Origin of the sequence: Bradyrhizobium agreste (assembly GCF_016031625.1) — a bacterium.
Lineage (GTDB): Bacteria > Pseudomonadota > Alphaproteobacteria > Rhizobiales > Xanthobacteraceae > Bradyrhizobium > Bradyrhizobium agreste.
The window spans coordinates 66,071-91,235 of record NZ_JACCHP010000002.1; the positions used below are offsets into that span (position 1 = coordinate 66,071).

At 64.4% G+C, this 25,165-nt stretch carries 24 protein-coding genes; 15 read left to right on the forward strand and 9 right to left on the reverse strand.

Features of this window, described 5'->3' with window-relative positions:
- Positions 1-27: 27 nt before the first annotated feature.
- From HZZ13_RS02985 to HZZ13_RS03005, 5 genes are all read left to right on the forward strand, one after another.
- Positions 28-597 (forward strand): glutathione peroxidase, encoded by a 570-nt coding sequence (locus HZZ13_RS02985; RefSeq protein WP_197958176.1) that lies wholly within the window; start codon positions 28-30, stop codon positions 595-597.
- Between the two features lie 165 nt (positions 598-762).
- Positions 763-1,785, forward strand: coding sequence for a polysaccharide deacetylase family protein (locus HZZ13_RS02990; RefSeq protein ID WP_197958177.1), 1,023 nt, complete (start codon positions 763-765; stop codon positions 1,783-1,785).
- Positions 1,786-1,792: 7 nt separating this feature from the next.
- Entirely contained in the window at positions 1,793-2,344 is a 552-nt protein-coding gene (locus HZZ13_RS02995; RefSeq protein ID WP_197958178.1) for a dihydrofolate reductase family protein, read from the forward strand.
- A gap of 285 nt (positions 2,345-2,629) precedes the next feature.
- Complete coding sequence (locus HZZ13_RS03000; protein ID WP_197958179.1) at positions 2,630-3,109, forward strand: hypothetical protein; 480 nt, start codon at positions 2,630-2,632, stop codon at positions 3,107-3,109.
- A gap of 64 nt (positions 3,110-3,173) precedes the next feature.
- The gene (locus HZZ13_RS03005) at positions 3,174-3,428 is read left to right on the forward strand and encodes a hypothetical protein (protein ID WP_197958180.1); all 255 of its coding nucleotides are present in this window, start codon (positions 3,174-3,176) and stop codon (positions 3,426-3,428) included.
- A gap of 141 nt (positions 3,429-3,569) precedes the next feature.
- Here HZZ13_RS03005 and HZZ13_RS03010 read toward each other — a convergent pair whose 3' ends face one another.
- Together HZZ13_RS03010 and HZZ13_RS03015 are read right to left on the reverse strand one after the other, a co-directional pair.
- Positions 3,570-4,022, reverse strand: coding sequence for a DoxX family membrane protein (locus HZZ13_RS03010; protein ID WP_197958181.1), 453 nt, complete (start codon positions 4,020-4,022; stop codon positions 3,570-3,572).
- A 295-nt stretch (positions 4,023-4,317) separates the two neighbouring features.
- Positions 4,318-6,627 carry an NADP-dependent malic enzyme gene (locus tag HZZ13_RS03015; RefSeq protein WP_197958182.1) on the reverse strand — a complete coding sequence of 770 codons (2,310 nt, stop codon included), beginning with the start codon at positions 6,625-6,627 and terminating at the stop codon, positions 4,318-4,320.
- A gap of 247 nt (positions 6,628-6,874) precedes the next feature.
- Here HZZ13_RS03015 and HZZ13_RS03020 point away from each other — a divergent pair, with 247 nt between their 5' ends.
- Positions 6,875-8,848 (forward strand): aq_1923 C-terminal domain, encoded by a 1,974-nt coding sequence (locus HZZ13_RS03020; protein ID WP_197958183.1) that lies wholly within the window; start codon positions 6,875-6,877, stop codon positions 8,846-8,848.
- Positions 8,849-8,992: 144 nt separating this feature from the next.
- On the opposite strand, the gene aspS is transcribed toward HZZ13_RS03020, so the two are convergent.
- On the reverse strand, positions 8,993-10,765 hold the full coding sequence (gene aspS, locus HZZ13_RS03025; RefSeq protein WP_197958184.1) for an aspartate--tRNA ligase: 1,773 nt from the start codon (positions 10,763-10,765) through the stop codon (positions 8,993-8,995).
- Positions 10,766-10,962: 197 nt separating this feature from the next.
- Between aspS and HZZ13_RS03030 the strand changes: the two genes are divergently transcribed.
- From HZZ13_RS03030 to rnd, 6 genes are all read left to right on the forward strand, one after another.
- Positions 10,963-12,435, forward strand: a complete 1,473-nt coding sequence (locus HZZ13_RS03030) for a protein adenylyltransferase SelO (RefSeq protein ID WP_197958185.1) — start codon at positions 10,963-10,965, stop codon at positions 12,433-12,435.
- Between the two features lie 205 nt (positions 12,436-12,640).
- Positions 12,641-13,492 (forward strand): phosphodiesterase, encoded by an 852-nt coding sequence (locus HZZ13_RS03035; protein WP_197958186.1) that lies wholly within the window; start codon positions 12,641-12,643, stop codon positions 13,490-13,492.
- A 1-nt stretch (position 13,493) separates the two neighbouring features.
- On the forward strand, positions 13,494-14,444 hold the full coding sequence (locus HZZ13_RS03040; protein ID WP_197958187.1) for a carbohydrate ABC transporter permease: 951 nt from the start codon (positions 13,494-13,496) through the stop codon (positions 14,442-14,444).
- Positions 14,441-15,310 carry a carbohydrate ABC transporter permease gene (locus HZZ13_RS03045; protein ID WP_197947204.1) on the forward strand — a complete coding sequence of 290 codons (870 nt, stop codon included), beginning with the start codon at positions 14,441-14,443 and terminating at the stop codon, positions 15,308-15,310. Before HZZ13_RS03040 ends, HZZ13_RS03045 begins: the two co-directional genes overlap by 4 nt.
- 11 nt (positions 15,311-15,321) lie before the next feature.
- On the forward strand, positions 15,322-16,656 hold the full coding sequence (locus HZZ13_RS03050) for an ABC transporter substrate-binding protein (protein WP_197958188.1): 1,335 nt from the start codon (positions 15,322-15,324) through the stop codon (positions 16,654-16,656).
- 412 nt (positions 16,657-17,068) lie between these two features.
- On the forward strand, positions 17,069-18,217 hold the full coding sequence (gene rnd, locus HZZ13_RS03055; protein ID WP_197958189.1) for a ribonuclease D: 1,149 nt from the start codon (positions 17,069-17,071) through the stop codon (positions 18,215-18,217).
- A gap of 165 nt (positions 18,218-18,382) precedes the next feature.
- Here rnd and HZZ13_RS03060 read toward each other — a convergent pair whose 3' ends face one another.
- From HZZ13_RS03060 to HZZ13_RS03080, 5 genes are all read right to left on the reverse strand, one after another.
- The gene (locus tag HZZ13_RS03060) at positions 18,383-19,765 is read right to left on the reverse strand and encodes an aspartate aminotransferase family protein (RefSeq protein ID WP_197958190.1); all 1,383 of its coding nucleotides are present in this window, start codon (positions 19,763-19,765) and stop codon (positions 18,383-18,385) included.
- 204 nt (positions 19,766-19,969) lie between these two features.
- The gene (locus HZZ13_RS03065; protein WP_197958191.1) at positions 19,970-20,140 is read right to left on the reverse strand and encodes a hypothetical protein; all 171 of its coding nucleotides are present in this window, start codon (positions 20,138-20,140) and stop codon (positions 19,970-19,972) included.
- A gap of 30 nt (positions 20,141-20,170) precedes the next feature.
- On the reverse strand, positions 20,171-20,734 hold the full coding sequence (locus tag HZZ13_RS03070) for an isochorismatase family protein (protein ID WP_197958192.1): 564 nt from the start codon (positions 20,732-20,734) through the stop codon (positions 20,171-20,173).
- Positions 20,735-20,757: 23 nt separating this feature from the next.
- Positions 20,758-21,378 carry a GNAT family N-acetyltransferase gene (locus tag HZZ13_RS03075; RefSeq protein WP_036000546.1) on the reverse strand — a complete coding sequence of 207 codons (621 nt, stop codon included), beginning with the start codon at positions 21,376-21,378 and terminating at the stop codon, positions 20,758-20,760.
- Positions 21,365-21,982 (reverse strand): hypothetical protein, encoded by a 618-nt coding sequence (locus HZZ13_RS03080; protein WP_197958193.1) that lies wholly within the window; start codon positions 21,980-21,982, stop codon positions 21,365-21,367. The genes HZZ13_RS03075 and HZZ13_RS03080 overlap by 14 nt, the downstream gene beginning before the upstream one ends.
- Positions 21,983-22,053: 71 nt before the next feature.
- Here HZZ13_RS03080 and HZZ13_RS03085 point away from each other — a divergent pair, with 71 nt between their 5' ends.
- Positions 22,054-23,094: a LysR family transcriptional regulator gene (locus tag HZZ13_RS03085; RefSeq protein WP_197958194.1), complete on the forward strand. Its 1,041-nt coding sequence runs from the start codon at positions 22,054-22,056 to the stop codon at positions 23,092-23,094.
- A gap of 18 nt (positions 23,095-23,112) precedes the next feature.
- Here the strand turns inward: HZZ13_RS03085 and HZZ13_RS03090 are convergent, their stop codons facing one another.
- On the reverse strand, positions 23,113-24,276 hold the full coding sequence (locus tag HZZ13_RS03090) for an autotransporter outer membrane beta-barrel domain-containing protein (protein ID WP_197958195.1): 1,164 nt from the start codon (positions 24,274-24,276) through the stop codon (positions 23,113-23,115).
- Between the two features lie 381 nt (positions 24,277-24,657).
- Here HZZ13_RS03090 and HZZ13_RS03095 point away from each other — a divergent pair, with 381 nt between their 5' ends.
- Together HZZ13_RS03095 and HZZ13_RS03100 are read left to right on the forward strand one after the other, a co-directional pair.
- Positions 24,658-24,864 (forward strand): cold-shock protein, encoded by a 207-nt coding sequence (locus HZZ13_RS03095; protein ID WP_024338088.1) that lies wholly within the window; start codon positions 24,658-24,660, stop codon positions 24,862-24,864.
- A 64-nt stretch (positions 24,865-24,928) separates the two neighbouring features.
- Entirely contained in the window at positions 24,929-25,162 is a 234-nt protein-coding gene (locus HZZ13_RS03100; RefSeq protein WP_197958196.1) for a hypothetical protein, read from the forward strand.
- Positions 25,163-25,165 lie beyond the last annotated feature (3 nt).

Here is a 25,165-nt window from a genome sequence, read left to right on the forward strand (position 1 = left end):
CCCTCGGATCATCTCGGGGACACCGTCATGATGAATCGCAGGGCCGTGCTCAGCGTCACACTTGCAGGCGCATTCGCGTCTGTCACGCGCGCCCTCGCTGATGGCGCCATGAGCCGGATCTCGGCCTACGCCTTCTCCTTCCCCGCATTGTCAGGCGACGACATCCGCCTTGCCGCGTTCACCGGCAAACCGCTGCTGGTGGTGAACACGGCCTCGCTCTGTGGCTACACACCGCAATATGCCGGCTTGCAGGAGATCTGGAACGAGTTTCGCGGGCGCGGGCTCACCGTAATCGGCGTGCCCTCCAACGATTTCGGTGGCCAGGAGCCCGGCGGCACCAGCGAGATCACGCAGACCGCACACCACCAATATGGTGTTACCTTCCCGATCACGGCCAAGGCGGCGGTGGTCGGTGCGAGGGCACATCCCTTCTACAAATGGGCCGCCGAGGCCCGGCCGAAAGAAGTTCCGCGGTGGAACTTCCACAAGTACCTGATCGGCCGCGACGGCTATATCGCCGAGGTATTTCCATCGGCCGTGGAGCCGGCCGACACGCGGATCAAAACGGCCATTGCCAGGGCTCTGGCCGACACGTGAGGCAGGTGCACGCGATCCGGCTGGGCACAATTGCGACGTGCGGTCAAACAGCCGTTGCAATGGCGATGGCCCACCATCTAGGCTAGGATGGTTTGGGGCAGGACGGTTTTGCCGGAGGCAAAAAAGCCGCGGCGGAACAACGGGGTCAATCGCGAGGACAACACCATGCGCGTGGCGGCAGGACTGATTCTAGCAGGTGCGATGTCGGTGGCGATGACCGGCGCCGCATGGTCGCAAACGCCGGCCGCGAAGCCCGCGGCCGCAGCGCAAGCCGCACCGGCGGCAACACCGGCGGCTGCGACGTCCGCCGCAGCTCCAGCGCCCGCTCCGGCGGCCGCGGCGCCCGCGGGTTTCGTCAATCCGCCTCCGCCGAAACAGCCGCCGCAGCCGGCCCGCGCGGCCTGCAACACGCCAGGCGCCCTCGGCGTCGCCCGCACCGTCGAGATCGACACCACGGGTGGTCCCGGCTTTGGCTTCGAGCATTTCAAGGAGCTCGACTTCCTGCGCGACAAGGAGGTGGTGCTGACCTTCGACGACGGCCCCTGGCCGAAGAACACGCCGGCGGTGCTGAAGGCACTCGCCGACGAATGCACTACCGGAATCTTCTTCACCATCGGCAAGCACGCGACCTACGAGCCGGAGATCCTGAAGCAGGTCTACGCAGCCGGTCACACCGTCGGCGCCCACACCTGGTCGCACGCCAACCTCAACAACAAGAAGCTCAACGAGGCGCAGCGCAAGGAAGAGATCGAGAAGGGCTTTGCGGCGGTGAAGTGGGCGCTCGGCGGCATCTCGCCCGCGCCGTTCTTCCGCTTCCCGGCGCTGCAGCATCCGCCGGAGATGGTCACCTATCTCGGCAACCGCAACATCGGCATCTTCTCCTGCGACATCGACTCGTTCGACTTCAAGGCCTCCAAGCCCGAGAAGGTCATCGAGACCGTGATGAAGAAGCTCGACACCAGGGGCAAGGGCATCGTCCTGATGCACGACTTCCAGAAGCACACGGCGGAGGCGCTGCCCGAGCTGCTCAAGCGGCTGAAGGCCGGCGGCTACAAGGTGGTGGCGATGCGCGCCAAGTTCCCGGCCTCGACGTTGCCGGAATACGACCAGGAGCTGCTCAAGGACATCAAGCTGCCGACGGTGAGCCAGCGCCCGGTCAATTCGGTGGTGACGACCGTTTCCGAATAGAAGGCCATTGTCTTTCCGCTTCGAAGGCTACGTCATCGTCTCGGCCGACGGCATGCTGGCCGACGCCAGTCGCGTCATGCCCGACAGCCTGAAGTTCGAAGGCGACAAGCGGTTCTTCGAGCAGGCGCTCGATCGCGCCGCGCTGATCGTGCACGGCCGCAACTCGCACGAGCAGCAGCCGAATTCGCCGACGCGCAAGCGGCTGATCCTGACCCGCAAGATCAGGGACCTCACCGTCGATCCGGAGATGCCGAACGCGACGCTGTGGAATCCGGCCCATGCCAGCTTCGAGGAGGCCTGCGCCTTCGCCGACGTCGCCTCCGGCATGATCGCCATCATCGGCGGCCCGGTCGTGTTCGACCTGTTCATGGATCGCTACGACACGTTTTGGCTGTCGGAGGCCCCGCATGTGCGGCTGCCCGGCGGCGAGGGCTGCTTCGTCGGCGTGCCCCGGCGAACGCCTCACGAGGTGCTGGCTGCGCACGGGATGAGGCCGGGTGCGCCGTACCTCCTCGACGCCGCGCATGAGGTGACCGTGACACCGTGGCGGCGAAAATAGCTCACGATCATGGTGCGCATCGCCGCCGGTTCGCTGTGAGCCGCCGAGCCAGCCGTGCGCGAATATTGCTGTTGCAGACAGAGAGAGCCGTGCCGAATGGCGACGGTGCGGCGGAGATAGGACGTTCCTCATCCCGAGCCTGTTTAATGCGGCGTGAACCGGCGAAGCCAAAACTCCTTCCCACACGAGCAAAAAATTAGAACTTCTCTGTTATTCAGATCGCATATGGCGACTTCATTCCGCTCTCTGGCGATAGTCCGGCCTCTCATTAAGGACAAAGAGACCATGCGTTCGATTTTTGCCTCCCTCTCCTGCCGCAAGTTTCTCGGCGCCATCGCCGTCCTGGTGTCGCTGACCTTCCTGTCAGCGATGTTGCCGTCATCGGCCTACGCGATCGACCTGCCGACCGACGACGAGCAGGACGTGCTGGTGCGCACGACGCTGATGACCTTCAACGACGCCAACATGACCGGGAACTACTCGGTCCTGCTTGCCAAGGGCTCGAAGCAGTTCCAAGAACAAATGACGGCCGAGAAGCTGGCGGCCGCGTTCGAATCCTTCCGCAGCAAGAAGTTGTTCTTCGAGGGGATCGTCACCGACGACTACGAATCACAGCAGAAGGCCAAGCTCGATTCGGAAGGTGCGCTCGTTCTCGCCGGCGAGTTCAAGAACGACGATGTCCGGGTCAAGTACAAGCTGCGCTTTGCGCAGAGCGACAATGCCTGGAAGGTCATCGGCATCGACGTCGATGCCAAGAAACTCTGACGAGACGCCGAGACGGGAATCCTGAGCCGGCGATCAGCGCGGCTGCCAAGAGGAGGTTGCTTCGATGCCGACAAGCAATACTTCATCGACGCCCAAACCTTTTTGGCGCCGTGGCCTCGCCGGCTTTCTCGACTTCCTGACGGTGTTCTTCGTCGGCGGCTATTCCATCGGCGCCGCTACCGGCGAGACGACGAAGGACGGTTTCAGCCTGCACGGCGCATCCGCTCTTGTGCTGTTTGCCCTGATCACCCTGTACTTCTATCTTGGCTGGAAGGTGCTGGGTGGCACGCTCTGGCAGCGCATCCTCGGCGCGCGTTAGAGCATGATCCGGAAAAGTGCGAAGCGGTTTTCCGAAAAGATCATGCTTAAACAACAACCTAAAGCGCAGTAATTTGGGTGCGGGTTGGCGTCAGCGTACTCCACCCCACAGCACCGCGCGGAGCGGCGGTCATAACCTGCCTTACACGTCGCCGTAGGCCGCCTCGGCCGGACGCGTGGTGCGACCGTAGCCGATGATCATGCAGAGCGCGCCGATGATCGCGAGGTTCTTGAGCGCATCGACCAGCATCTTGGCGTTGTCCGGCGCCGGCTGATTCCAGAAATCGTAGAACAGGACGGTCGCGACCGCGACGTAGACGATCAGCAGCATCGCGAAGAAGCGCGCGCCGAAATTCAACGCGATCATCAGGCCTGCGATGATCTCGAGCCCGCCGATCGCGATCGCCAAGAGCTGCGGCGTGGTCATGGCGGTCGCCGTCTCGACCTGCTTGGCGTAAGGCGCGATGACGTCGGGCACCACGAGCTTGGCTGCGATGATGTCGGCGGTGGCCTGGATGGCAAAGAGCTTGGTCGCGCCCGTGTAGATGAACAGCACGGCGAACAGGATTCGCCCGAAAGTCACGAACGCTGGCATGATCGGCCTCTTGGCAAAGCGCTACCGCACGGAACGCGTGAAGCGATTATGGAGAGTCGTGCGCCGGTTTACAAACGGGGAAATGGAGAACTGCGAGTAATTCAATGGTGGCGGCTCTTCCCTTCTCCCCTTGCGGGAGAAGGTGGCACGAAGCGCCGGATGAGGGGTATCCATCCACACGCTCAAATGAGAATGGGACTCGCGGAGAGAGACCCCTCACCCGCCTCGCCGCTCCGCGGCGAGCCACCCTCTCCCACAAGGGGTCCCACAAGGGGAGAGGGTGAGAGCCTGCCCCTTACGTAAACAACGTCGGCTGCTGGCGCGAGGCGCGTTCCTGGGCTTCGACGACCGCGACTGCCGTCATGTTGAGGATGCCGCGCGCCGTCACCGAGGGGGTGAGGATATGCGCGGGGCGCGCCGGGCCGACCAGGATCGGGCCGACGGGCAACGCGTCCGCCAGCGACTTGATCATCTGGTAGGCGACGTTGGCGGTATCCAAGGTCGGCATGATCAGGATGTTGGCCTCGCCCTCGAGCTTGGAGTGCGGCAGCACCATTCGTCGCGCAGCGGCGGAGAGTGCGGTGTCGCCCTGCATCTCGCCGTCGGCCTCGATCTCCGGATGCTTCTCCTTCAAGAGCTGCGTCGCCCGCCGCATCTTGCGCGAGGATTCGGTGTCGTAGCTGCCGAAATCCGAGTGCGAGACGAAGGCGATCTTCGGCTTGATGGTGAAGCGCTGCACGTGCACCGCGGCGAGCGAGGCGATCTCCGCGAGCTCCTCCGCGCTGGGGTTGGGACGAACCTGCGTGTCGGCGATGAAGAAGGCGCCCTTGCTGGTGATCAATAGCGCCAGCGCCGCGTAGTCGCTGATCCCAGGCGAGAAGCCGATGATCTCGCGGACATGGCGCAGATGGCTCATGTAGCGGCCCTCGACACCGCAGAGCATCGCGTCCGCCTCGCCGCGCGACACCGCAAGCGCCGCGATGACCGTGTTGTTGGTGCGCACCACCGTGCGCGCCGCGTCGGGCGTCACGCCGCGGCGGCCGGCGACCTCGACATAGGATTGCACGTAGGAGCGGTAGCGCGGATCATCCTCGGGGTTGACTAAGTCGAAATCCTTGCCTGCCTTGATCGAGAGACCGAAGCGCTTGAGGCGCGCCTCGACGACCGAAGGACGGCCGACCAGGATCGGCCGCGCCAGCTTCTCCTCCAGCACGACTTGCGTGGCGCGCAGCACGCGCTCGTCCTCGCCTTCGGCATAGATCACGCGCACCGGCTGGGTCTTGGCCTTGGCGAACATCGGCTTCATGACGAGGCCGGAGCGGAAGGCGAAGCGCTCGAGCAGCGCCCTGTACTCGTCGAAATTGGTGATGGGCCGCGTCGCGACCCCGGATTCCATCGCCGCCTTCGCCACGGCCGGCGCGATGCGGAGAATCAACCTGGGATCAAACGGGCTCGGGATCAGCGAGCCCGGACCGAAGCCCTGCGTCTCGCCAGTGTCGAAACCCTGCGCAACCGCATCCGACGGCGCCTCGCGCGCGAGCTGCGCGATGGCCTCCACGGCGGCGTGCTTCATCTCCTCGTTGATCGCGGTGGCGCCGACGTCGAGCGCGCCGCGGAAGATGAAGGGAAAGCACAGGACGTTGTTGACCTGGTTCGGGTAGTCGGAACGGCCGGTGCAGATCATGGCATCGGGGCGCGCCTTGCGCGCCTCTTCCGGCATGATTTCCGGCACCGGATTGGCGAGCGCCATGATCAGGGGCTTGTCGCCCATCGCCTTGGCCATGTCAGGCTTGAGCACGCCCGGCGCCGAGAGCCCGATGAAGATGTCGGCGCCGCCGATGACGTCGGCGAGCGTGCGCTTGTCGGTCTTCTGTGCATAGACCGCCTTCCAGCGGTCCATCGAGGTGTTGCGGCCCTCGTGCACGAGGCCGTCGATGTCGCAGACCCAGATGTTCTTGCGCTGCGCGCCCATCGAGACCAGCAGGTTCAACGTCGCGATCGCGGCGGCCCCTGCCCCCGAGGCCACGATCTTGACGTCGGACAGCTTCTTGCCGTTCAGGCGGAGGCCGTTTGTGATCGCGGCGGCGACGATGATCGCGGTGCCGTGCTGGTCGTCGTGGAAGACCGGGATCTTCATGCGCTCCTTCAGGCGCGCTTCGATCTCGAAGCATTCCGGCCCTCGGATGTCCTCCAGGTTGATGCCGCCGAAGGTCGGCTCCAGCGCGGCCACGGTCTCGACCACGCGGTCGATGGTGTCGGCGGCGATCTCGATGTCGAACACGTCGATGCCGGCGAATTTCTTGAACAGGACCGCCTTGCCTTCCATCACCGGCTTGGAGGCCAGCGGACCGATATTGCCGAGGCCGAGCACCGCGGTGCCGTTGGAGACCACCGCGACCAGGTTGGCGCGCGTGGTGAGCGTGGCCGCCTCGGCCGGGTTCTTGGCGATTTCGGTGCAGGCCGCGGCGACGCCCGGCGAATAAGCCAGCGCGAGGTCGCGCTGGTTGGCAAGCGGCTTGCTTGCCTGGATCTCGAGCTTTCCAGGGCGCGGCAGACGATGGTAGGCGAGCGCCGCCTGGTGGAGATCATCAGAATAGGACGACATGCGGTGTCTCGCCTCGCGTAACCGGCCTCAAAATGCATGATCCGGGGCCGCTGTCCAAGCGGACCGTATTTCCGGGTCGTGGAAACGGGGATCAAGCACGTCAGGCGCCCCGGTGGCAACATCCGAATGCGCTCCCATCAACAGGGGGTGCAGTCAAACATTTGAAAACCATAGCTTTCCCTGGACCGCGCGAGGTTTCGCGAATATGCCAGGTTGCGCGGTACAAAACGAGCAACTGGAGCTGGGAATGAAGCGAATCCTGATCGGCCTGATCGTGGCAGCCGTGCTCGGCGCGGGCGGATGGTTTGGCTTCAACCTTTATGTCCAGCATCGGGCGACCAGTGAGGTCGAGGCGGCGTTCGCGCAGATCCGCGCAGGCGGCGGCAAGGCGAGCCATGGCAAGGTCACCTTCGAGTTCGCGACCCGGGCGCTCACGGTCGACGACATCGCAATCACGCCAGCCGGCCAGCCGCAAGCGCTGGTCAAGATCGCCGGCATCAAGGGCACCGGCGTTCGCCTGATCGACGATGCCAGCTTCTCGGCCGACAGCATCGACATCAATGGCTTCGAAGTCGCTCTGGACGAGGTCGGCGCCGCGAAGCTGAAGGCATCCTACAAGATCCCGCAGCTCACCCTGCGGGACTATGCCGGTCCCATTCGCGGCGGCAATCCGCCGGCGGGCGAGTCCCTGTTCGACCTTTATCGTTACGTGCTCGAACAATACGCAGGCATCACGGCATCATCCGTCGCGGCTCCGACGCTGACCATGACCTTCGACGCGAGCGGCAGCGCCGCTGGAAGCGGCGAAATCACCTATTCCGGGCTGGCAATCCAAAATCTCAAGCGCGGCAAGGTGAAGGCGATGAAGGCCGATCACGCCGTCTTCACCATCGACGTGCCCCAGCCGGGCAAACCGGAAAAGCTCACCGGCGACCTCTCCAACATCGTCATCAACGATTTCGACACGACCGCAATCGCCGCGGCGCTCGCCCCGCAGAAGGCCGGCGACGACAGCTTTCACCGCATCTACAGGCAGATCTCGGCGGGCCCCTATGTGCTGAAATCCAGTCAGGGCATGCGGATGGAGATCGACGGGATCAGTTTCGAGGACATCGCGGTGCAGCCCTCCAAATTCCGGCCGGCCGAGATCGTGGCACTGATGCCGACGGACCGGTCGGTCGTCGCAACCGCCGCGCAATCGCGAGAGACGATGGAGAAGCTCGCCGGATGTTATGAGGGTCTTCGCATTGGCCGGATCGAGATCGGCAAGACGTCGATGGGCCTTCCGCAAGGAACGGCCACGATCAAGGCGGTCAGATACCACGACGGCGAATTCGCAGTCGAAGGCGTCGACACGCCGTCTCCGCAAGGGCCGTTCAAGATGGAGCGCTTCGCGCTGAAATCGTTCAGCGCCGCAAACCTGATGCGATGGGCGGCCGGCATCAGCAGGCACGGCCAGCCGCCCCCGCCCGAAGAGATGCTGGGCCTGTTCCGCGTGCTCGAAGGCGCCGAGGTCAAGGGCGTGGTTGCGCCCCACAACACCGCGCGGCAGCCCATCACCATCGACACGATCAGCCTGAACTGGGGCCAGCTGGTGGGATCGATCCCGAGCAAGGCAAATCTGGTCGTGAAGATGGTCACGCCGACCGATCCCGCCAATCCGGCGCTGCAGCCGCTGATCGTGGCAGGCGTGGACAAGCTCGCGGTCGACCTCGATCTCGGCGCGACCTGGACGGAATCGTCGGGCGCATTCGCGCTCGCACCCGCCACGCTCGATCTCGGCAATCTCGCCAAGGCACAGGTGAGCGTGGCCCTCGCCAAGGTGCCGCGCGAGCTGTTCACCACGACGGATCCGTCCGAGGCGATGGGTCAGTTGGCGCAGGTCGAGACCGGCGCAATCGAGCTCGCCTTGCGCGACCGCGGCGTGGTCGATCTGGTCGTGGCCCAGTTCGCGCGCATGCAGAATGTCAGCCGTGACGCCGCGCGCAGCGCCATGGTCGCGATGATCCGGGCCCAGGGCGAGAAGGTCGCGGCCTCCAATCTCGATGCCAAGGTCGCGGTCGATGCACTCGCCGGCTTCGTCGAGACGTCGGGGCAAACGCTGAGCATCAGGCTGACACCGCTCGGCAAGCTGCCGGTGCTTCAGCTGGTCGATGTCCTCGACCAGGAACCAATCATCGCGCTGGCGCAGTTCAGGATCGAGGCCTCGACGGGGTTGTGAGGCATATTGCTGCGAAAGAGCTGGCAGCTGGCCTGGCGAAAATGCCACCCCGTCATTGCGAGCGCAGCGAAGCAATCCAGAGTCCCTCCGCGGAAAGATTCTGGATTGCTTCGCTGCGCTCGCAATGACGCTGTAAGGACAGCGTCACTTCTGCGGCAGGTTCACCCGGATGTGCAGCTCGCGGAGCTGCTTTGTCGTGGCTTCCGACGGGGCGCCCATCAGGAGGTCCATGGCCTGCTGGTTCATCGGGAATAGCGAGATCTCCCGCAAATTCGTGGTGCCGCAGAGCAGCATCACGATGCGGTCGACGCCCGCGGCCATGCCGCCGTGCGGCGGGGCGCCGTACTGGAAGGCGCGGTACATGCCGCCGAAACGCTCGACCACTTCCTGCTCGCCGTAACCGGCGATCTCGAACGCCTTGACCATCGCTTCCGGCACGTGGTTGCGGATGCCGCCCGAGGCGATCTCGTAGCCGTTGCAGGTGATGTCGTACTGGAACGCCTTGATCGTCAGCGGATCCTGCGACTTCAGCGCCTCCAGCCCGCCTTGCGGCATTGAGAACGGGTTGTGCGAGAAATCGACCTTCTTGTCGTCCTCGTTGTACTCGTACATCGGGAAGTCGACGATCCAGGCGAGCTCGAATCGCTCTTTGTCGGTCAGGTTCAATTCCTCGCCGACCTTGTTGCGGGCGAGACCCGAGAACTTCCAGAACTTGTCGGGATCGCCAGCGACGAAGAAGGCGGCATCGCCTTCCTTGACGCCGAGCTGTGCGCGGATCGCTGCGGTGCGCTCGGGCCCGATGTTGTTGGCGAGGGGACCTGCGCCCTCGCCGCCTTCGCGCCACATGATGTAGCCGAGGCCGGGCTGGCCCTCGCCCTGCGCCCACGAGTTCATGCGGTCGCAGAAGGCGCGGCTGCCGCCGCCCGGTGCCGGGATCGCCCAGACCTGGTTTTTGGGATCCTCGAGCATGCGCGCGAACACCTTGAAGCCGGAGCCGCGGAAATGCTCGGAGACGTCCTGCATCTCGATGGGGTTGCGCAGGTCCGGCTTGTCGCTGCCGTACTTGCGCAAGGCTTCGGCGAACGGAATCCGGCGCCAGCCCTTGGTGACCGGCTTGCCCTTCGCGAACTCTTCAAAGACGCCGGTGATCACCGGCTCCATCGCCGCAAAGACGTCTTCCTGCGTGACAAAGCTCATCTCGACGTCGAGCTGATAGAACTCGCCGGGCAGACGGTCGGCGCGCGGATCCTCGTCGCGGAAGCACGGCGCGATCTGAAAGTAGCGGTCGAAGCCGCTCATCATCAAGAGCTGCTTGTACTGCTGCGGCGCCTGCGGCAGCGCGTAGAACTTGCCGGGATGGATGCGCGATGGGACGAGGAAGTCGCGCGCGCCCTCCGGCGAGGACGCGGTCAGGATCGGCGTGTTGAACTCGAAGAAGCCCTGCCCCTCCATCCGCCGACGCATCGACTTGATGATCTCGACGCGGGTCATGATGTTCTGGTGCAGCTTCTCGCGACGCAGGTCGAGGAAGCGATATTTGAGTCTGATGTCCTCGGGGTAGTCCTGGTCGCCGAACACCGGCAGCGGCAGGTCGCCGGCCGGGCCCAGCACCTCGATCTCGTTGACATAGACCTCGACCTTGCCGGTCGGCAGATCGTCGTTGTCGGTGCCCTCGGGGCGGCGACGGACCTTGCCGTCCATCTTGACCACGAATTCCGAGCGCAGCTTTTCGGCCAGCGAGAACGCCGCCGAGTCCGGATCGACCACGCACTGGGTCAGGCCGTAATGGTCGCGCAGGTCGATGAACAGCACGCCGCCATGGTCGCGGACGCGATGGACCCAGCCGGAGAGGCGGATGGTCTCGCCGATGTTGCTCTCGCGGAGCGCGCCGCATGTATGTGACCGGTAGCGATGCATGGTCGTCCCAAAATCGATGTCGAAAGGAGGCGAATCGAACGGGCCTTGATGGCCGGTCCGAAGTTGCGGCAGGGTTTACCCGACGAGGACCAAGGCGGCAACCAAGGGAACGTCCTGTTTTGGACCCGAAGGGCCCATTTTTGGCTTATCAGAGACCGAGCCTTTGCCGAGACGCGTTCCAGCCCTATCTTGAGCCCATGACGGTCCATTTCCCCTTCCAGAACTCCTATTCGGCGCTGCCGGACAGCTTCTTCGCCAGAGTCGCGCCGACCCCCGTCGCCGCGCCCCGGCTGATCAAGCTGAACCGGCCGCTGGCGATCCAGCTCGGGCTGGATCCCGACATGTTGGAGACCCCGGAAGGAGCGGAGATCCTGGCCGGCAAGACAGTTCCCGCCGGCGCGGATCCCATCGCCATGGCCTATGCTGGGCATCAGTTCGGGCATTTCGTGCCGCAGCTCGGCGACGGCCGTGCCATCCTGCTCGGCGAGGTCATCGACAAGGACGGCGTCCGCCGCGACATCCAGCTCAAGGGATCTGGCCCCACCCCGTTCTCCCGCCGCGGCGACGGCCGCGCTGCGCTCGGGCCGGTCCTGCGCGAATACATCGTCAGCGAGGCCATGTATGCGCTCGGCATTCCGACCACGCGCTCGCTCGCGGCGGTTGTCACCGGGGAGCACGTCATCCGCGAGACCGCGCTGCCCGGCGCGGTGCTGACCCGCGTCGCCTCCAGCCATATCCGCGTCGGCACCTTCCAGTTCTTCGCTGTCCGCCGCGACACCGAGGCGATCCGCCGGCTCGCCGATCACGTCATCACGCGCCACTATCCGGAGTTGCTGAAGGCCGAGCGACCCTATCATGCCCTGCTCGCTGCCGTGGTCGCGCGCCAGGCCGAGCTGATCGCGCGCTGGCTGCTGGTCGGCTTCATCCATGGCGTGATGAACACCGACAACACGTCGATCTCGGGCGAGACCATCGATTACGGCCCGTGCGCCTTCATGGATTCCTACAATCCCGCGCAGGTGTTCTCCTCGATCGACGAGATGGGCCGCTACGCCTATGCCAACCAGCCCCGCATCGGCCTGTGGAATCTGACGCGCCTCGCCGAATGCCTGCTGCCGCTGTTCGGAAGCGAGCAGGAGAAGGCGGTCGCCGAAGCGCAGGACATTCTCGGCGCGTTCTCCGATCAGTTCAGCGCCGCCTATCAAGCCGGCCTGCGGCGGAAGGTCGGCCTGTTCACGGAGCGCGACGGCGACGATGCCCTGATCCAGGACCTCTTGGATGCCATGGCCAGGAACCAGGCCGACTTCACCCTCACCTTCCGCAAGCTGGGCGAGGCCGCTGGCGATGAGGGCACCGACGTGCGCGCCCAGTTCATGGAGCCCGCAGCCTTCGACGAATGGGCCGGCCGCTGGCGCGCCCGCATCGCGCTGGAGCCGCAAACCGCAGCCGAGCGGCAGGCGGCGATGCACGCCATCAATCCGCTGTTCATCCCGCGCAACCACCGCGTCGAGGCCGTGATCCAGGCTGCGGTAAACAACGATGACTACGCGCCGTTCGAGGAATTGGTGAAAGTGCTGGCGAAGCCCTACGAGGACCAGCCGGAGTATGCGGCTTATGCCGATCCGCCACTCCCGGACCAGCGCGTGTTGCAGACGTTTTGCGGGACCTGAGAACGGCTCGACCGCGCACCATCTCAAATTGATCCACGGCACTGACTACGCCTTGCGCTGGTCGGCGCATGACCCGCGGGCGTTGTGGACACGTCCCGTCCGATGGAACCGTTGTCATCAAACTGAAACACACGCGCTCTAACGGGCTGGCAGCGCCGTCTTGCCGGAGGCGCCCGTCCTCCAACCGTCCCGATACAGCGCGCCCATGCCCTTCAAATTCATCCACCTCACCGACACGCATCTGGCGAACCCCGGCTTGAAGCTCTATGGTCTCGATCCGCGCGCGCGGCTGGACGCGGCGATTGCCGACATCAACGCGCATCAGTCGGACGCTGCGTTTGCGGTCGTGACCGGCGATCTCACCCATTGGGGCGAGGCTGAATCCTACGCCAATTTCGCCGAGGCGATGGCGGCGCTGACAATTCCCTACATCGCGATGGTCGGCAATCACGACAAGCGCGTCACCTGCCTGGACGCGCTGAAGGCCGCGCCGCGCGATGCCAACGGCTTCGTGCAGGGCACGCGCACCACCGAGCACGGCCTGTTCGTCTTCCTCGACACGCTGGACGAGACCAGCCATGCCGGCGAGATGTGCGCAAAGCGCCTCGGCTGGCTGGCGAACACGCTCGCGGCCGCGCCCGACGACCAGGAGTTCGTCGTGTTCATGCATCATCCGCCCTTCCCGGTCGGCGTCCACGCCATGGACGAGATCGCGCTGAAGCAGAGCGCCGAATTCGCCGAGGTGATCGCGCCCTATCGCGCGCGCATCCGCCACCTCTTCTTCGGCCATGTGCACCGGCCGATCTTCGGCAGCTACGGCAAGATCCCGTTCTCGACGTTGCGCGGCACCAACCACCAGGTCTGGTTCGAGCTCGACGTTGCCGCCAGCGAGCATCTCGCCAGCCACGAGCCGCCGGCCTATGGCGTCGTGCTGATCGACGACGAGAACGTCGTCGTGCACAGCCACGATTTCCTCGACCAGAGTCTGCGCTTCCCCTTCGAGCCGCCGGCAGGAGTGGACGGCCGCGACTATGCACTCAATTTCCCGGCGCGATGAGATGAGCCTCGCTGAACCCGCGGCTCTCCCGGTCGCGACGTCGGCGGCACCGCGTCTACACGTCCTGAAGCGCGTCCTGGGTCGCTTCAAGGCCTCGCTGCCGGCCTATTTGCTGCTTTTGCCGTCGCTGATTTTCCTCGCGCTGTTCACCTATGGCGCGATGGGCCGCGTGCTCGTGGATGCGCTCTATCAGCGCGCGAGCCCGAAGGCGCCGGTGCGTTTCGTCGGCTTTGAGAACATCAGCGCGGTGCTTGCCGACCCCGCCTTCACAGGCGCCGTCGTCAACAATTTGATCTACACCGTCGGCACGGCGGTGCCGAGCATCGCGCTGGCGCTGCTGTTCGCGCTGGCGCTGTCGCGCACCAACGTGGTGACCAGTGCGCTGCGCGCCGCGCTGTTCCTCCCCGTGCTGATCCCGATGGTCGCGGCCTCCGCGTTGTTCCTCTTCATCTTCCTTCCGAATGTCGGCCTGCTCGACTATTACATCGGCCGGCTGCTTCCGGTGCTGCCGAACTGGCTCGGCGACCCCGATATCGCGCTTTACGCGATCATGATCATCACGATCTGGAAGAACGCCGGCTATTACATGCTGTTCTTCCTCGCCGGCCTCCAGGCCGTGCCTGAGGATGTCATGGAGGCCGCGCATCTCGACGGCGCCGGGCCGTATCGGCGGCTGCGCCACATCATCCTGCCGGAGCTCAAGCCCACCTTTCTGTTCGTCACCGTCATCGCCACGCTCAACGCGGTGACGCAGGTCGACCACGTCTTCGTCATGACCCAGGGCGGGCCGTCCAACGCGACCAACCTCGTGCTGTTCTACATCTACCAGCAGGCGGTCGAGCACTACGACATCGGCAAGGCCTCGGCGGCGACGCTGCTGACGCTGGCCGCGCTGATGACCCTCACCGCGCTGTCCTTCCGCACCCTGGCGAACCGGGAGGGCGGGCCATGAAGCTGATCGATACGCTGTGGAAGGACGCCCCGCTCGCCACCCGCGGCGAGATCACGCCCAAGCTCGGCTTCGCGCTGACCGTGCTGCTCGCGATGGTCTGGCTGATCCCGTTCCTGTGGATGGGCGTTGCGACGCTGCGCCCGGCCTCGGACGGCATCAACGCCATGGCCGAGCTGATGCCGAGCCTGAAGCCGACGCTCGACAACGTCAGGGATGCCTGGGAGATCGGCGACTTCCCGCGCTACACGCTCAACACCACGATCATCTGCACCGGCATCCTGCTGGTGCAGTTCGTCACGATCACGCTGGCCGGCTTTGCCTTCGCGCGCCTGGACTTCGCCGGCAAGACGCCGATCTTCTACCTGTTCCTGATGCAGCTGATGCTGGTGCCGGTGCTGCTGATCGTGCCGAACCTGTCGTTGGTGGCACAGCTCGGCCTCTATGACACGCTCACGGGCGTGATGATGCCGTTCTTCGCCTCGGCCTTCGGCACCTTCCTGATGCGCCAGGCGTTCGAAGCCATTCCGACCGAATTGGAAGACGCCGCCCTGATCGACGGCGCGGGCCTCATCCAGCGCATCCGCCACATCTACGTGCCGCTGTCGATGCCGAGCTTCTCGGCCTTCGCCATCATCTCCGTGACCAGCCACTGGAACGATTTCCTGTGGCCGCTGATGGTGATCAATTCGCCGGACAAGCGGCCGCTCACGGTGGGCCTGTCCGTCTTCACCAAGACCGCCGAAGGCACGCAGGCCTGGGGCACGATCGCGGCGGGCACGCTGATGGTGATCGCGCCGCTGCTCGTCGCCTTCCTGATCTTCCAGAAACGCTTCATCAGCTCTTTCGTCACCTCAGGCATCAAATAGGAGATTTTCCGATGCTGTTCTCCCGCAGGATCGTGCTCGGCCTTGCCATGGCCGGCTCAATGGCAGGCGCCCTCGCCTTCCCGGCTCTCGCCGGCGAAGGTCCGACCGAGGTCGACCTGTTCTTCCCCGTTCCCGTCGACGGCAAGCTCGCCCGCGACATGGGCACCTTGATCAAGGAGTTCAACGAGACCCATCCCGACGTCAAGGCGACCGCGGTCTACACCGGCTCCTACGACGACACGCTGATCAAGACGCGCGCCGCGATCAAGGCCGGCAAGCCGCCGGCAGCCGTGATCATGTCGGCGAACTTCCTGCTGGACATGCAGATCGAGAACGAGCTCACCAACCTCGATGCTCTGATCAAGGCCGACGGCTCCACCAAGGAGCAGTTCCTCGGCCAGTTCTTCCCGGCGCTGCACGGCAATGCCGTGATCAACCGTTCGGTCTACGGCGTGCCGTTCCATAATTCGACGCCGCTGCTCTACATCAACGCCGACAAGGCCAAGGAAGCGGGCCTCGATCCGAGCAAGCCGCCGCAGACCTGGGCCGAGCTCACCGACTGGGCCAAGAAGCTGACCAAGCGCGAGGGCGACAAGGTGACCCAATGGGGCATCGCGATCCCCTGCGCCTACGATTATTGCGGCTGGATGATGGAAACGCTCACCATGAGCAATGGCGGGCGCTACTACAACGAGGAGTTCGGCGGCGAGGTCTATTACGACACGCCCTCGATGCTGGGCGCGCTCTCCTGGTGGAACGACCTCATCTACAAGCACAAGGTCCACACGCCCGGCGCCACGCCTGGCCCCGCCGTCAGCACCTCCTTCATCTCGGGCAACGCCGCGATGATGATGCTGTCGACGGGCTCGCTCACCTATGTGCGCGACAACGCCAAGTTCGCCTACAAGGTCGCCTTCATCCCGCGCAACGTCCGCAACGCGGTGCCGATCGGCGGCGCCTCGCTAATCATGCCGGCCGGGTTGGAAGCCGACAAGCAGAAGGCCGCCTGGACGCTGATCAAGTGGATGACCTCGCCGGAGAAGAGCGGCTGGTGGAGCCGCGCCACCGGCTATTTCGCGCCGAACATGGCCGCCTACAAGACGCCGGAAATGGTCGAATTCCTGGGCAAGAACCCGGACGCCAAGACCGCCGTGGAGCAGCTCGACATCGCAAAGCCGTGGTTTGCCACCTACAAGACCGTCCCGGTCCGCAAGAACCTCGAGGACGAGGTGATGCTGGTCCTCAACGGCAAGAAGCAGCCGAAGGAAGCCCTCGCCGCCGCGCAGAAAGCCGCCGACGAGACGCTGAAGCCGTACAACGCGGAGACCTCGTTGAAGCTGCCGTAAATCGGTAGCCCATCGCGCAAGCTTCGGCGCTCCGTCATGCGGGGCGCCGAAATCGTTCTGGGGCAGACCCAAATTCGTTAACCCCTCGTCCACCATCCGGCCCGGCCTGCCGCCGGTAACCACGAGAATTAACAGACCCTCAACGCACCCGCGACAAATCTATCAATGTTTCTGGAGATTTCGCCGTGGATCTGTTGGTTTTCGAGTTCCTGGGACTGGCGCTGGTCGCCATGTGCGTAATCGTGGTGGCGCTGCCCTGCGCGCGAAAACCGTCGCAGCGTGTCCGCTACGAATAGGAATTTGGTCGGAAAGAGACGATTCCGGCCCGATGCAAGGCTCGAATTCGCTTAGAGCCCCTTGACATCACAGCACTTTCGGCGGAACGGCTGATATCAAGTGTCATGGGCCGTTCATGGATTTAATCACCACCACTGCTGACCTCGCGGCTGCCTGCAGCCGGCTGGCCAAGCACCCCGTCATAACCGTCGATACCGAGTTTCTGCGCGAGACCACTTATTACCCGCTGCTCTGCGTGGTGCAGATGGCCAGCGCCGAGGAAGCCGTGGTCATCGACACTCTGGCCGAGGGGATCGATCTCAAGCCGTTCTTCGAGCTGATGGCCAACGAGAGCGTGCTGAAGGTATTTCACGCCGCCCGCCAGGACATCGAGATCATCTGGCACCAGGCGGGCATCATCCCGCATCCGGTGTTCGACACCCAGGTGGCCGCGATGGTGCTCGGCTACGGCGACAGCATCGCCTATGACGCGCTGGTCGAGAAGGTCACCGGCCACCGTCCGGACAAGACCCACCGCTTCACCGACTGGTCGCGCCGGCCGCTGACCAAGGAGCAGATGCATTACGCGGTCTCGGACGTCACGCACTTGCGCGACGTGTTCGCCGCGCTCGACGCCGACCTGAAGAAGCGCCGCCGCAGCGAATGGGTCTCCATCGAGATGGAAGTCCTGACCTCGCCCCGCACCTATGACTTCCATCCCGAACGCGCCTGGGAACGGTTGAAGACGCGGGTCCGCAAGCCCAAGGACCTCGCGGTGCTGATGGAGGTTGCGGCCTGGCGCGAGCAGGAGGCGCAGAGCCGCGACGTGCCGCGCGGCCGCGTGCTGCGCGACGAAGCCATCACCGACATCGCGACCCACGCGCCGACCACGCTGGAGAAGCTCGCCCATCTGCGCTCGGTGCCGAAGGGGTTCGAGAAATCCAAATGGGGTGCGGACATCGTCGCCGCGGTCGAGCGCGGGCTGGCGCGGGATTTCTCGAAGCTGCCCAAGCTGGAGAAGCCGCGCAACAATTCCAACGGAGCCGCCATCGTCGAGCTGTTGAAGGTGCTCTTGCGGATGACCGCCGAGCGCCACGCGGTCGCAAGCAAGGTGATCGCGACGGTCGACGATCTCGAAGAGATCGCCGCGGACGACGAGGCCGACGTCCCGGCCTTGCGCGGCTGGCGCCGCGAGCTGTTCGGCGACGCCGCCTTGAAGCTCAAGCGCGGCGAGCTGGCGCTGGCGATCGAGAAAGGCCGCGTGATCGGGGTGCAGCGGGCGTAGCGATCGGTGCGATCATCGCAACGCCCGCAAAACCAAACCCTCATCAGGAGGCGCGTCGAACGCGCGTCTCGAAAGATGAACGCCCCGGCTGGTGGCCTCGCCCTTCGAGACGCGCGCCAAAAGCGCGCTCCTCAGGGGTGAGGGTCCACCATCGCCGATGCCGCTCTACGCCGGCGTCAGCTTCGCAACTTCGCCTTTCATGTCGTTCAGCACGCCTGAAATCGCGTCCACCAGCTCGTCGATCTGGACCTTGGTCGTGATCAGCGGCGGGCAGATGGCGATGGCATCGAGCATATTGCGCGAGATCACGCCGCGCTCCTCGAGCATGCGGCTGGCGATGCCGCCGACGGCGCCGGGCGTGGTGGCGGCGGTCTTGCGTCCCTTGTCGAGCACGAGCTCGAGCGCCGCGATCATGCCGACGCCGCGGACCTCGCCGACCAGCGGGTGGCTGGCGAGTTCACGCAAGCGGCCCTGCATGTAGCCACCGAGCTCGGCCGCGTGCGCGACGAGGCCGCGTTCCTCGATGATCTTGAGGTTCTCCAGCGCAATCGCCGAGCCGACGGGATGTCCGCCCGCGGTAAAGCCGTGGCCGAGCACGCCGATCTTGTTGCTCTCGTCCGCGATCGGCTCGAACATGCGATCGTTCAGGATGACGGCCGACAGCGGGAAATAGCTCGAGGTGATCTGCTTGGAGACCACCATCGCATCAGGCTTGATGCCGTAGGTGTCGCAGCCGAACATCCTGCCGGTGCGGCCGAAGCCGCAGATCACCTCGTCGGCGACCAGGAGGATGTCGTACTTGTTCAGGACCTTCTGGATCTTGTCCCAGTAGGTCGCCGGCGGAACCACGACGCCGCCCGCCCCCATTACCGGCTCGCCGAAGAAGGCCGCGATCGTATCCGGCCCCTCCTTCTGGATCAGCGCCTCGAGCTCCTCGGCCCGGCGCGTGGCGAAGGCTTCCTCGCTCTCGCCGGGAGCACCGTCCTTGTAGAAGTGCGGCGAGCCCGTATGCAGGATGTTCGGCAGCGGCAGGTCGAACGAGCGGTGGTTGTTCGGCAGGCCCGTGAGGCTGGCGGACGCGATGGTGACGCCGTGATAGGCACGCAGGCGGCTGATCACCTTCTTGCGCTGCGGCTGGCCAAGCGCGTTGGAGCGATAGGCGATCAGCTTCAACACGGTGTCGTTTGCTTCGGAGCCGGAATTGGTGAAGAACACCTTGCTCATGGGCACCGGCGCGAGCGCGACCAGCTTCTCGGCGAGATCGATCGAGGGACCGTGCGATTTGGCGGAGAACGTATGATAGAACGGCAGCGCCTGCATCTGCTTGTACGCCGCCTCGACCAGCCGTTTCTCGTTAAAGCCGAGCCCGACGCTCCACAGGCCCGCCATGGCTTCGAAATAGCGCTTGCCCGACGCGTCGAACACATAAGGCCCCTCGCCGCGCTCGATCACCAGGGGACCGGCCTGCTGATGCGTGCGCGCATTGGTGTAGGGATGGAGCTGATAGGCCACATCCCGGGCCTCTTGCGAATTGGGCAGCATGGACATTTTGCGATGATCCCTGAAAGCGTCACGCCGCCGGCCGGCCGGCGTCATCACTACGATGGCAAGTACTTTGTCTCACGTACTTGGCTATTGCCACGACGCAAAACTTGCAATGCCAATTCGTCAGCGGCAAGCGCTCAGCAGCGATGCAACAGGGTCGCACATGGCTGACAGCACCGCGGATCGCAGAATCCGACTGGGCAACACTCACGCCGCGCCGTCGTCGTCCCCCTCCTCGGTGGCGGAAACGGCTTCCCTCACCTCCACCAGCGCCATCGAGAGCAGGTAGACCGTCGTGGGCAGCCCCAGCCTGCGCGCCTTCTCGGCGGCATGCGACAGATCGCTCGCCAGCTCCTTGAGTTCGTCTCCCCGCGACAATTCTCGACCCCATCCGCCCGTCGCGGCCGCCTACACCGCGACGGCGCCGCTGGTTCTGATCAGTTCGGCGCTGGACTGGATTGTAGCAAAATTCGCGATGACATTCACCACCGCATGCCGATAGGCCGCGGCATCGTCCGTGCCCGGCTGTCGGCAAGCCACGGCGTCAGTGATCACATGGTAGCGATGACTGCGGTGAAACCCCTCGACGGCCGTGGCCAGGATGGTCTCGTCGAGGGAAAAGCCGATCAGAATGCAACGCATGGCGCGGATGGAGGACATGTGGCCGACAAACCGCGACGAGCTGTAGGCGGACGGCAGCGGGTGCTCGAACATCATCTCGCCCGGCCGTGGCCTGGTCTCCGCGATCCAATCGGTCAGCCTGGATGACGGATTGAACCAGGCCGCCTGCGCGATGCGCTTCAGATGCATCACGGGCCATAGATTGCCGCGCCACAGCGTCAGGAGTTCCAGGCAGCGGGCCGTCGTCGCATCGCCGTCGGCGATGACGTGGCGGCGGCCGGGGGTCAGGTACTCGACCTGAAGATCCGCACAGACCAGGATCGGCGGATCATCGTGCATGGAAACCAGCATCGTGTTGCGCGCAGCTGCCTGTTTCAGCGGTCGGCGAGCGCGAGGTCCCGCAGCGGTGAGGTCACCGCCCGCCCGGCCGACGCATCGAGCACCCCAGGCCGGTCCCAATCGCCCTCGGGACGAATGATCACATAGGGATCGCTGTCCAGAGTGATGGCGTCCGGGCCCGGCTCGATCTCCAGCAGCATCTCCGTGTAGGAGAAATCCGAGAACGTGATCTTGCGGTTGTGACCGAGCGGCTTGGCGCCGAAATGGGCCCAGAAGTCGACCAACCGGTCCTGCGCCTGGCCGTAGATCTTGCGAAAGCCCTTGCGCTTCACATAATCGACACTGGCCTGCACCAGCTTGAACGAGACGCGTGAGCGCCGATATTGATGACGCACCGCAAGCCGCTCCACCTTGGCGAAGTCGCCGAAGAAGCGCACCCGCAGGCAGCCCGCAGGCTCGTTGCCGACGAAGCCGATGAAATGCGCTGCGACCATGTCGTTGCCGTCGAACTCCTCCTCGAACGGACAATCCTGCTCGGCGAGGTAGACCGCCGAGCGGATGGCGGTGACCAGCATCAGATCGCTTGGATCGCGCGCGAGGCGGATGGTGATGGCGCGGGAACAGGGCTTGGCGACAGGAATCCTAGTACCATGCATCTGCAAAGCTCCTCGATTGGATGATCGCCCCCGGCATGCGCGCAGCCCGCCGATTCCAGGGCCGCTCATAGCACCAAAGGTCGGGTTGGAAGCTCGGGACGGGTGCGAAGCCTGTCGCCTTCATGATGTCGCGTCCGGCCACCGTTGACGGCTGCGCATAGCAATCCGCGTCGCGAAACCTTATCTGCCGCAGATGAGCCGCGGCCTTGCCGAGACCGGCGATGCCGCGGCGCGTCGCCGCGATCGCCCAGATGTAGATGGCTGCGACGTCTTCGTTGGCCGATGCGAGATAACGTGTCTCGGGCGCGGTGAGGCAGATCTCGTCGAGCAGCAACGCATCGTGTCCGCGGTCATTGAGGAACAGGAAGGCCATGCCGCCGACGAGCTTGCCTTTCCGGCTGAATGCCAGGATGCTCTGAGGATCGAAGGTGTAATATTTCGCAAGCTCTGCCGTCCCGATTTGCACGCCCGGAACCAGCCGGAGCGCCATCTCCGAAAGCGCCCCAATTTCGGAAAATTGAGCACAGCGGACGTCGACATCCGGGCTCAGAGGCAGGGCATCGAAATCGTGTCTTGCGGCAAACGAGCCCCTTTCCATACTCATATCACGCCTCTATCGTTCGAAGCTTTCATGCCCCGCTATGACGATGAGCTTAGCGGTTGGGGATCAGGAGTATGCAGCAGTTATTGCACCGGGGTGCTGCGATGATGCAGCACCGTGAAGAAGCCCTGGGCGCGTCCTGGGATGATTTGAAGCTGTTTTTAGCGTGCGCAAAATATAAAAGTTTTCGCAATGCCGCCGAAGAGCTCGGCCTCACCTCCACCACGCTGATGCGCCGCATCGACCGGCTCGAGGAGAGCATCGGCTGCAAGCTGTTCCTGCGCGACCAGAGTGGGCTCACGCTCAGCGATGAAGGCACAGCGATGATCGCCGACGTCACGCATATGGAGCGTCACGCCTTCAACGTCTTCCGCCGCGCCGCCCGGACGTCGAACGACACCTCGGGCACCGTGCGCGTCGCCGTGACCGAAGGCCCCGGCAATTTCTGGATCCTGCCGCGGCTGATCGATTTTCAGAAGACCTACCGCAAGATCACCGTCGATCTGCGCTGCGCGATGGAGCAGGCCGACGTCGCGCGTCTCGAATCCGATATCGCGATCCAGCTCGAGCCGCCGACCAATCCGGATCTGATCGTCGCCAAGCTCGGCCGCCTCCACATCTACCCCTTCGTCTCCAAGGAGTATGAAAGCCTCTACGGCGTGCCGGCAACGCTCGCCGAATTGAACAACCACCGCATCATCAAGCAGAGCGCGCCGCAGGTCGACGACGGCGCCTATGCCCGCGTGCTCAGGCTGAAGTCGCTCGAGGGCATCGTCGGGATCAAGACCAATTCGTCGGTGGGCGTGCTCTATGCGGTGGAGCGCGGCGCCGGCATCGGCTTCCTGCCGACGGTGTCGATCGCACTCGGTGCGCCGCTCGTTGCGGTCGATCTCGGCGTCAGCCACCACGCCGATCTCTGGCTCACCTATCACAAGGAGTTCCGCACCTCGGAGCGGCACAAGATCGTGGTCGACTGGCTAAAGAAGATCTTCGATGCCAGGACCTATCCCTGCTTCCGCGACGAGTTCATCCATCCGAACGCGCTGGTGCCGATGATGACGGCCGCGCGCGAGGGCTTTGGCCTGGCGGGATATGTCGCGACGACGCCGACGTGAGCGCCGGCGAGCTTCAGCTCACCATTTGTATTCGAAGCCGAGCGTGCCCTGGTGCGAGGTGAGCTCGCTCCGGAACTTGCCATCGTAATTGACGTAGAGCCGCGCCACGTTGGTCAGGCTGAGCGAAGCCGAGGCACCGGCATCCGCGCCGTAACGGCTCTCGCCGATGCCGGGAACGATGATGTTCTGGGCGCCCAGGCTGACCTGGATGGTTCCCAGGTCCTGGTGGAAGTTGTCGACGAACTTGCCGTAGGCCGAGAGGTCCAGGATCTTCTGGTCGACGATGAAGTAGCGGCCGATCTCGGCCCCGATCATGATGCGCGCGCGAGAGAGCGCCGTCGAGCCGACGTTGAGCGGATCGAGTCCGCCGGACTCACTGAACGCGGCGCTGGTGGCGCGCACATATTCCAGCGCGCCCTTGGGCACGATGCGCATCTGGTCCCTGGTCCAGTAATAGCTGATCTCGGTCAGCGCGCCGTCGACGGCGGCGCGATAGCCCGCAGTCGCAAGGCCAAGGCCGGTGTCGCGGCTGGAATGGACCTTGCCGAAGCCGTGCACCACGGCAAAAGCCCAGGTCCACGGGCCCTTGTCGACGGAGCCGCTGAAGCCGAGCTGGGTCAGGTCGAGGGTTGCGGATTGCAGCGCCAGCGGCACATCGATGTCGGTGTGGCTGTGGTCGACGGAGAATCCGATGTTGACGCCGGGTGCGAGCCGCGCGCCGAAGCCGGCGACGCCGCCGAAGGTCTTGCGCTTGTCGCCGACGAAGTCGCCCTGCGCATCGGTGCGGACCGAGAGGCCGTAGCCCTCGAACCAGGTGCGGTAGCGCGGATCTTCCGCGGCAGCCGAGGCGCCGCCACCGCCCGGATTGGTGCGGAATGCCCGGTTGACGCCGCCGGATGTCTGATTGCCGAGCCGCTCCAGGAAGCCCGAGCCGAAATTGAGCATGCTGTTGCCGGCTGACTGATCCTGATTGGTCGAGGTCGGCGATGGAATCGGGGTCGGAGACGGCGTGGGTGTCGGCGTCGGGGTCGGCGTGGGCGTCGGGCTTTGCGCGAAGCCGGGCGACACAGCCGCCATCGTCACGAAAAGTGCAAACGCCATCGCAATCGCAGCCGCGATCCGGCGGATGCGGTCGAGCCCGAACGTCTGCCTTGTCCCGGAGAGCTGCGCAGCGCAGCGCATGACGACAAATCCCGTAGCGAAGTGGCGGCGCGCGAAAGTGCAACACGGTCGGCGACGCTTGCGGCGATTTGTGCCGAACTCCCGTGGAGGGTCAACCGGTTGGCGCATGACGGCCGAGGCTATTGCACCCGATTGTGGTTCCGCTGCCACAGGTCGCAAATTTGCACTTGAAGGCACCTGGCTTGGCCTTGAAATCCGCGCGCGGCTTGCTAGCCGGCGATTTTCATGTTGCAATATCGGTCACAATCGGAATTGGCCGCTGGCCTGTGCGTTTCGCGACATTGCGCCTCAAGACTCGAACAGACTTCCGGAAGCCCGTTTGTGGCGTGGCACGCGAAAAAGCGGCCGCGTCCTTTTTATATCTAGTGGAGGAGACGAGCGATGCCGCAAAAGGGCACCGTCAAATGGTTCAACCCGACCAAGGGCTATGGGTTCATCAAGCCGAACGGCGGCGACAAGGACGTGTTCGTCCACATCTCCGCGGTCGAGCGTGCCGGACTTTCCACCCTCAACGAGAACCAGGTGGTTGAATTCGACCTCGTGGAGAACCGCGGCAAATCATCCGCGGAGAACCTCAAGGTTTCCTGATCTCTCGCGGAATGCGAGCGATCATGACGTGGCCCCCGGCTCTGCCGGGGGATTTTGTTTGGGGATGGAAGCCGATAACATGCTTGGCTGGAGCAACAACATCACTGAGAAACGACCACAGACGACGACTGGCGAGCACCAGAGCCCAGCTTTGGCGGTCGATACTGCGCGCACAGACGTTGAGTCGATCACCGCTTTCGACGTTTTCAGCTCGGAGCTACCGGATGAGGCGTTTGAGGGTGTGTTCGATCAGCCCCGACAAATCTACAAACCGGTAGATTTGTCGTTTCGTGGCTAGTAA

Bases quoted from the DNA above. Each gene is read 5' to 3' on its own strand.
- HZZ13_RS02985 (WP_197958176.1), top strand. From the start codon at position 28: ATGATGAATCGCAGGGCCGTGCTCAGCGTCACACTTGCAGGCGCATTC.
- HZZ13_RS02990 (WP_197958177.1), top strand. From the start codon at position 763: ATGCGCGTGGCGGCAGGACTGATTCTAGCAGGTGCGATGTCGGTGGCG.
- HZZ13_RS03000 (WP_197958179.1), top strand. From the start codon at position 2,630: ATGCGTTCGATTTTTGCCTCCCTCTCCTGCCGCAAGTTTCTCGGCGCC.
- HZZ13_RS03005 (WP_197958180.1), top strand. From the start codon at position 3,174: ATGCCGACAAGCAATACTTCATCGACGCCCAAACCTTTTTGGCGCCGT.
- HZZ13_RS03010 (WP_197958181.1), bottom strand. From the start codon at position 4,022: ATGCCAGCGTTCGTGACTTTCGGGCGAATCCTGTTCGCCGTGCTGTTC.
- HZZ13_RS03015 (WP_197958182.1), bottom strand. From the start codon at position 6,627: ATGTCGTCCTATTCTGATGATCTCCACCAGGCGGCGCTCGCCTACCAT.
- HZZ13_RS03020 (WP_197958183.1), top strand. From the start codon at position 6,875: ATGAAGCGAATCCTGATCGGCCTGATCGTGGCAGCCGTGCTCGGCGCG.
- aspS (WP_197958184.1), bottom strand. From the start codon at position 10,765: ATGCATCGCTACCGGTCACATACATGCGGCGCGCTCCGCGAGAGCAAC.
- HZZ13_RS03030 (WP_197958185.1), top strand. From the start codon at position 10,963: ATGACGGTCCATTTCCCCTTCCAGAACTCCTATTCGGCGCTGCCGGAC.
- HZZ13_RS03035 (WP_197958186.1), top strand. From the start codon at position 12,641: ATGCCCTTCAAATTCATCCACCTCACCGACACGCATCTGGCGAACCCC.
- HZZ13_RS03040 (WP_197958187.1), top strand. From the start codon at position 13,494: ATGAGCCTCGCTGAACCCGCGGCTCTCCCGGTCGCGACGTCGGCGGCA.
- HZZ13_RS03045 (WP_197947204.1), top strand. From the start codon at position 14,441: ATGAAGCTGATCGATACGCTGTGGAAGGACGCCCCGCTCGCCACCCGC.
- HZZ13_RS03050 (WP_197958188.1), top strand. From the start codon at position 15,322: ATGCTGTTCTCCCGCAGGATCGTGCTCGGCCTTGCCATGGCCGGCTCA.
- rnd (WP_197958189.1), top strand. From the start codon at position 17,069: ATGGATTTAATCACCACCACTGCTGACCTCGCGGCTGCCTGCAGCCGG.
- HZZ13_RS03060 (WP_197958190.1), bottom strand. From the start codon at position 19,765: ATGTCCATGCTGCCCAATTCGCAAGAGGCCCGGGATGTGGCCTATCAG.
- HZZ13_RS03070 (WP_197958192.1), bottom strand. From the start codon at position 20,734: ATGCTGGTTTCCATGCACGATGATCCGCCGATCCTGGTCTGTGCGGAT.
- HZZ13_RS03075 (WP_036000546.1), bottom strand. From the start codon at position 21,378: ATGCATGGTACTAGGATTCCTGTCGCCAAGCCCTGTTCCCGCGCCATC.
- HZZ13_RS03080 (WP_197958193.1), bottom strand. From the start codon at position 21,982: ATGAGTATGGAAAGGGGCTCGTTTGCCGCAAGACACGATTTCGATGCC.
- HZZ13_RS03085 (WP_197958194.1), top strand. From the start codon at position 22,054: ATGCAGCAGTTATTGCACCGGGGTGCTGCGATGATGCAGCACCGTGAA.
- HZZ13_RS03090 (WP_197958195.1), bottom strand. From the start codon at position 24,276: ATGCGCTGCGCTGCGCAGCTCTCCGGGACAAGGCAGACGTTCGGGCTC.
- HZZ13_RS03095 (WP_024338088.1), top strand. From the start codon at position 24,658: ATGCCGCAAAAGGGCACCGTCAAATGGTTCAACCCGACCAAGGGCTAT.
- HZZ13_RS03100 (WP_197958196.1), top strand. From the start codon at position 24,929: ATGGAAGCCGATAACATGCTTGGCTGGAGCAACAACATCACTGAGAAA.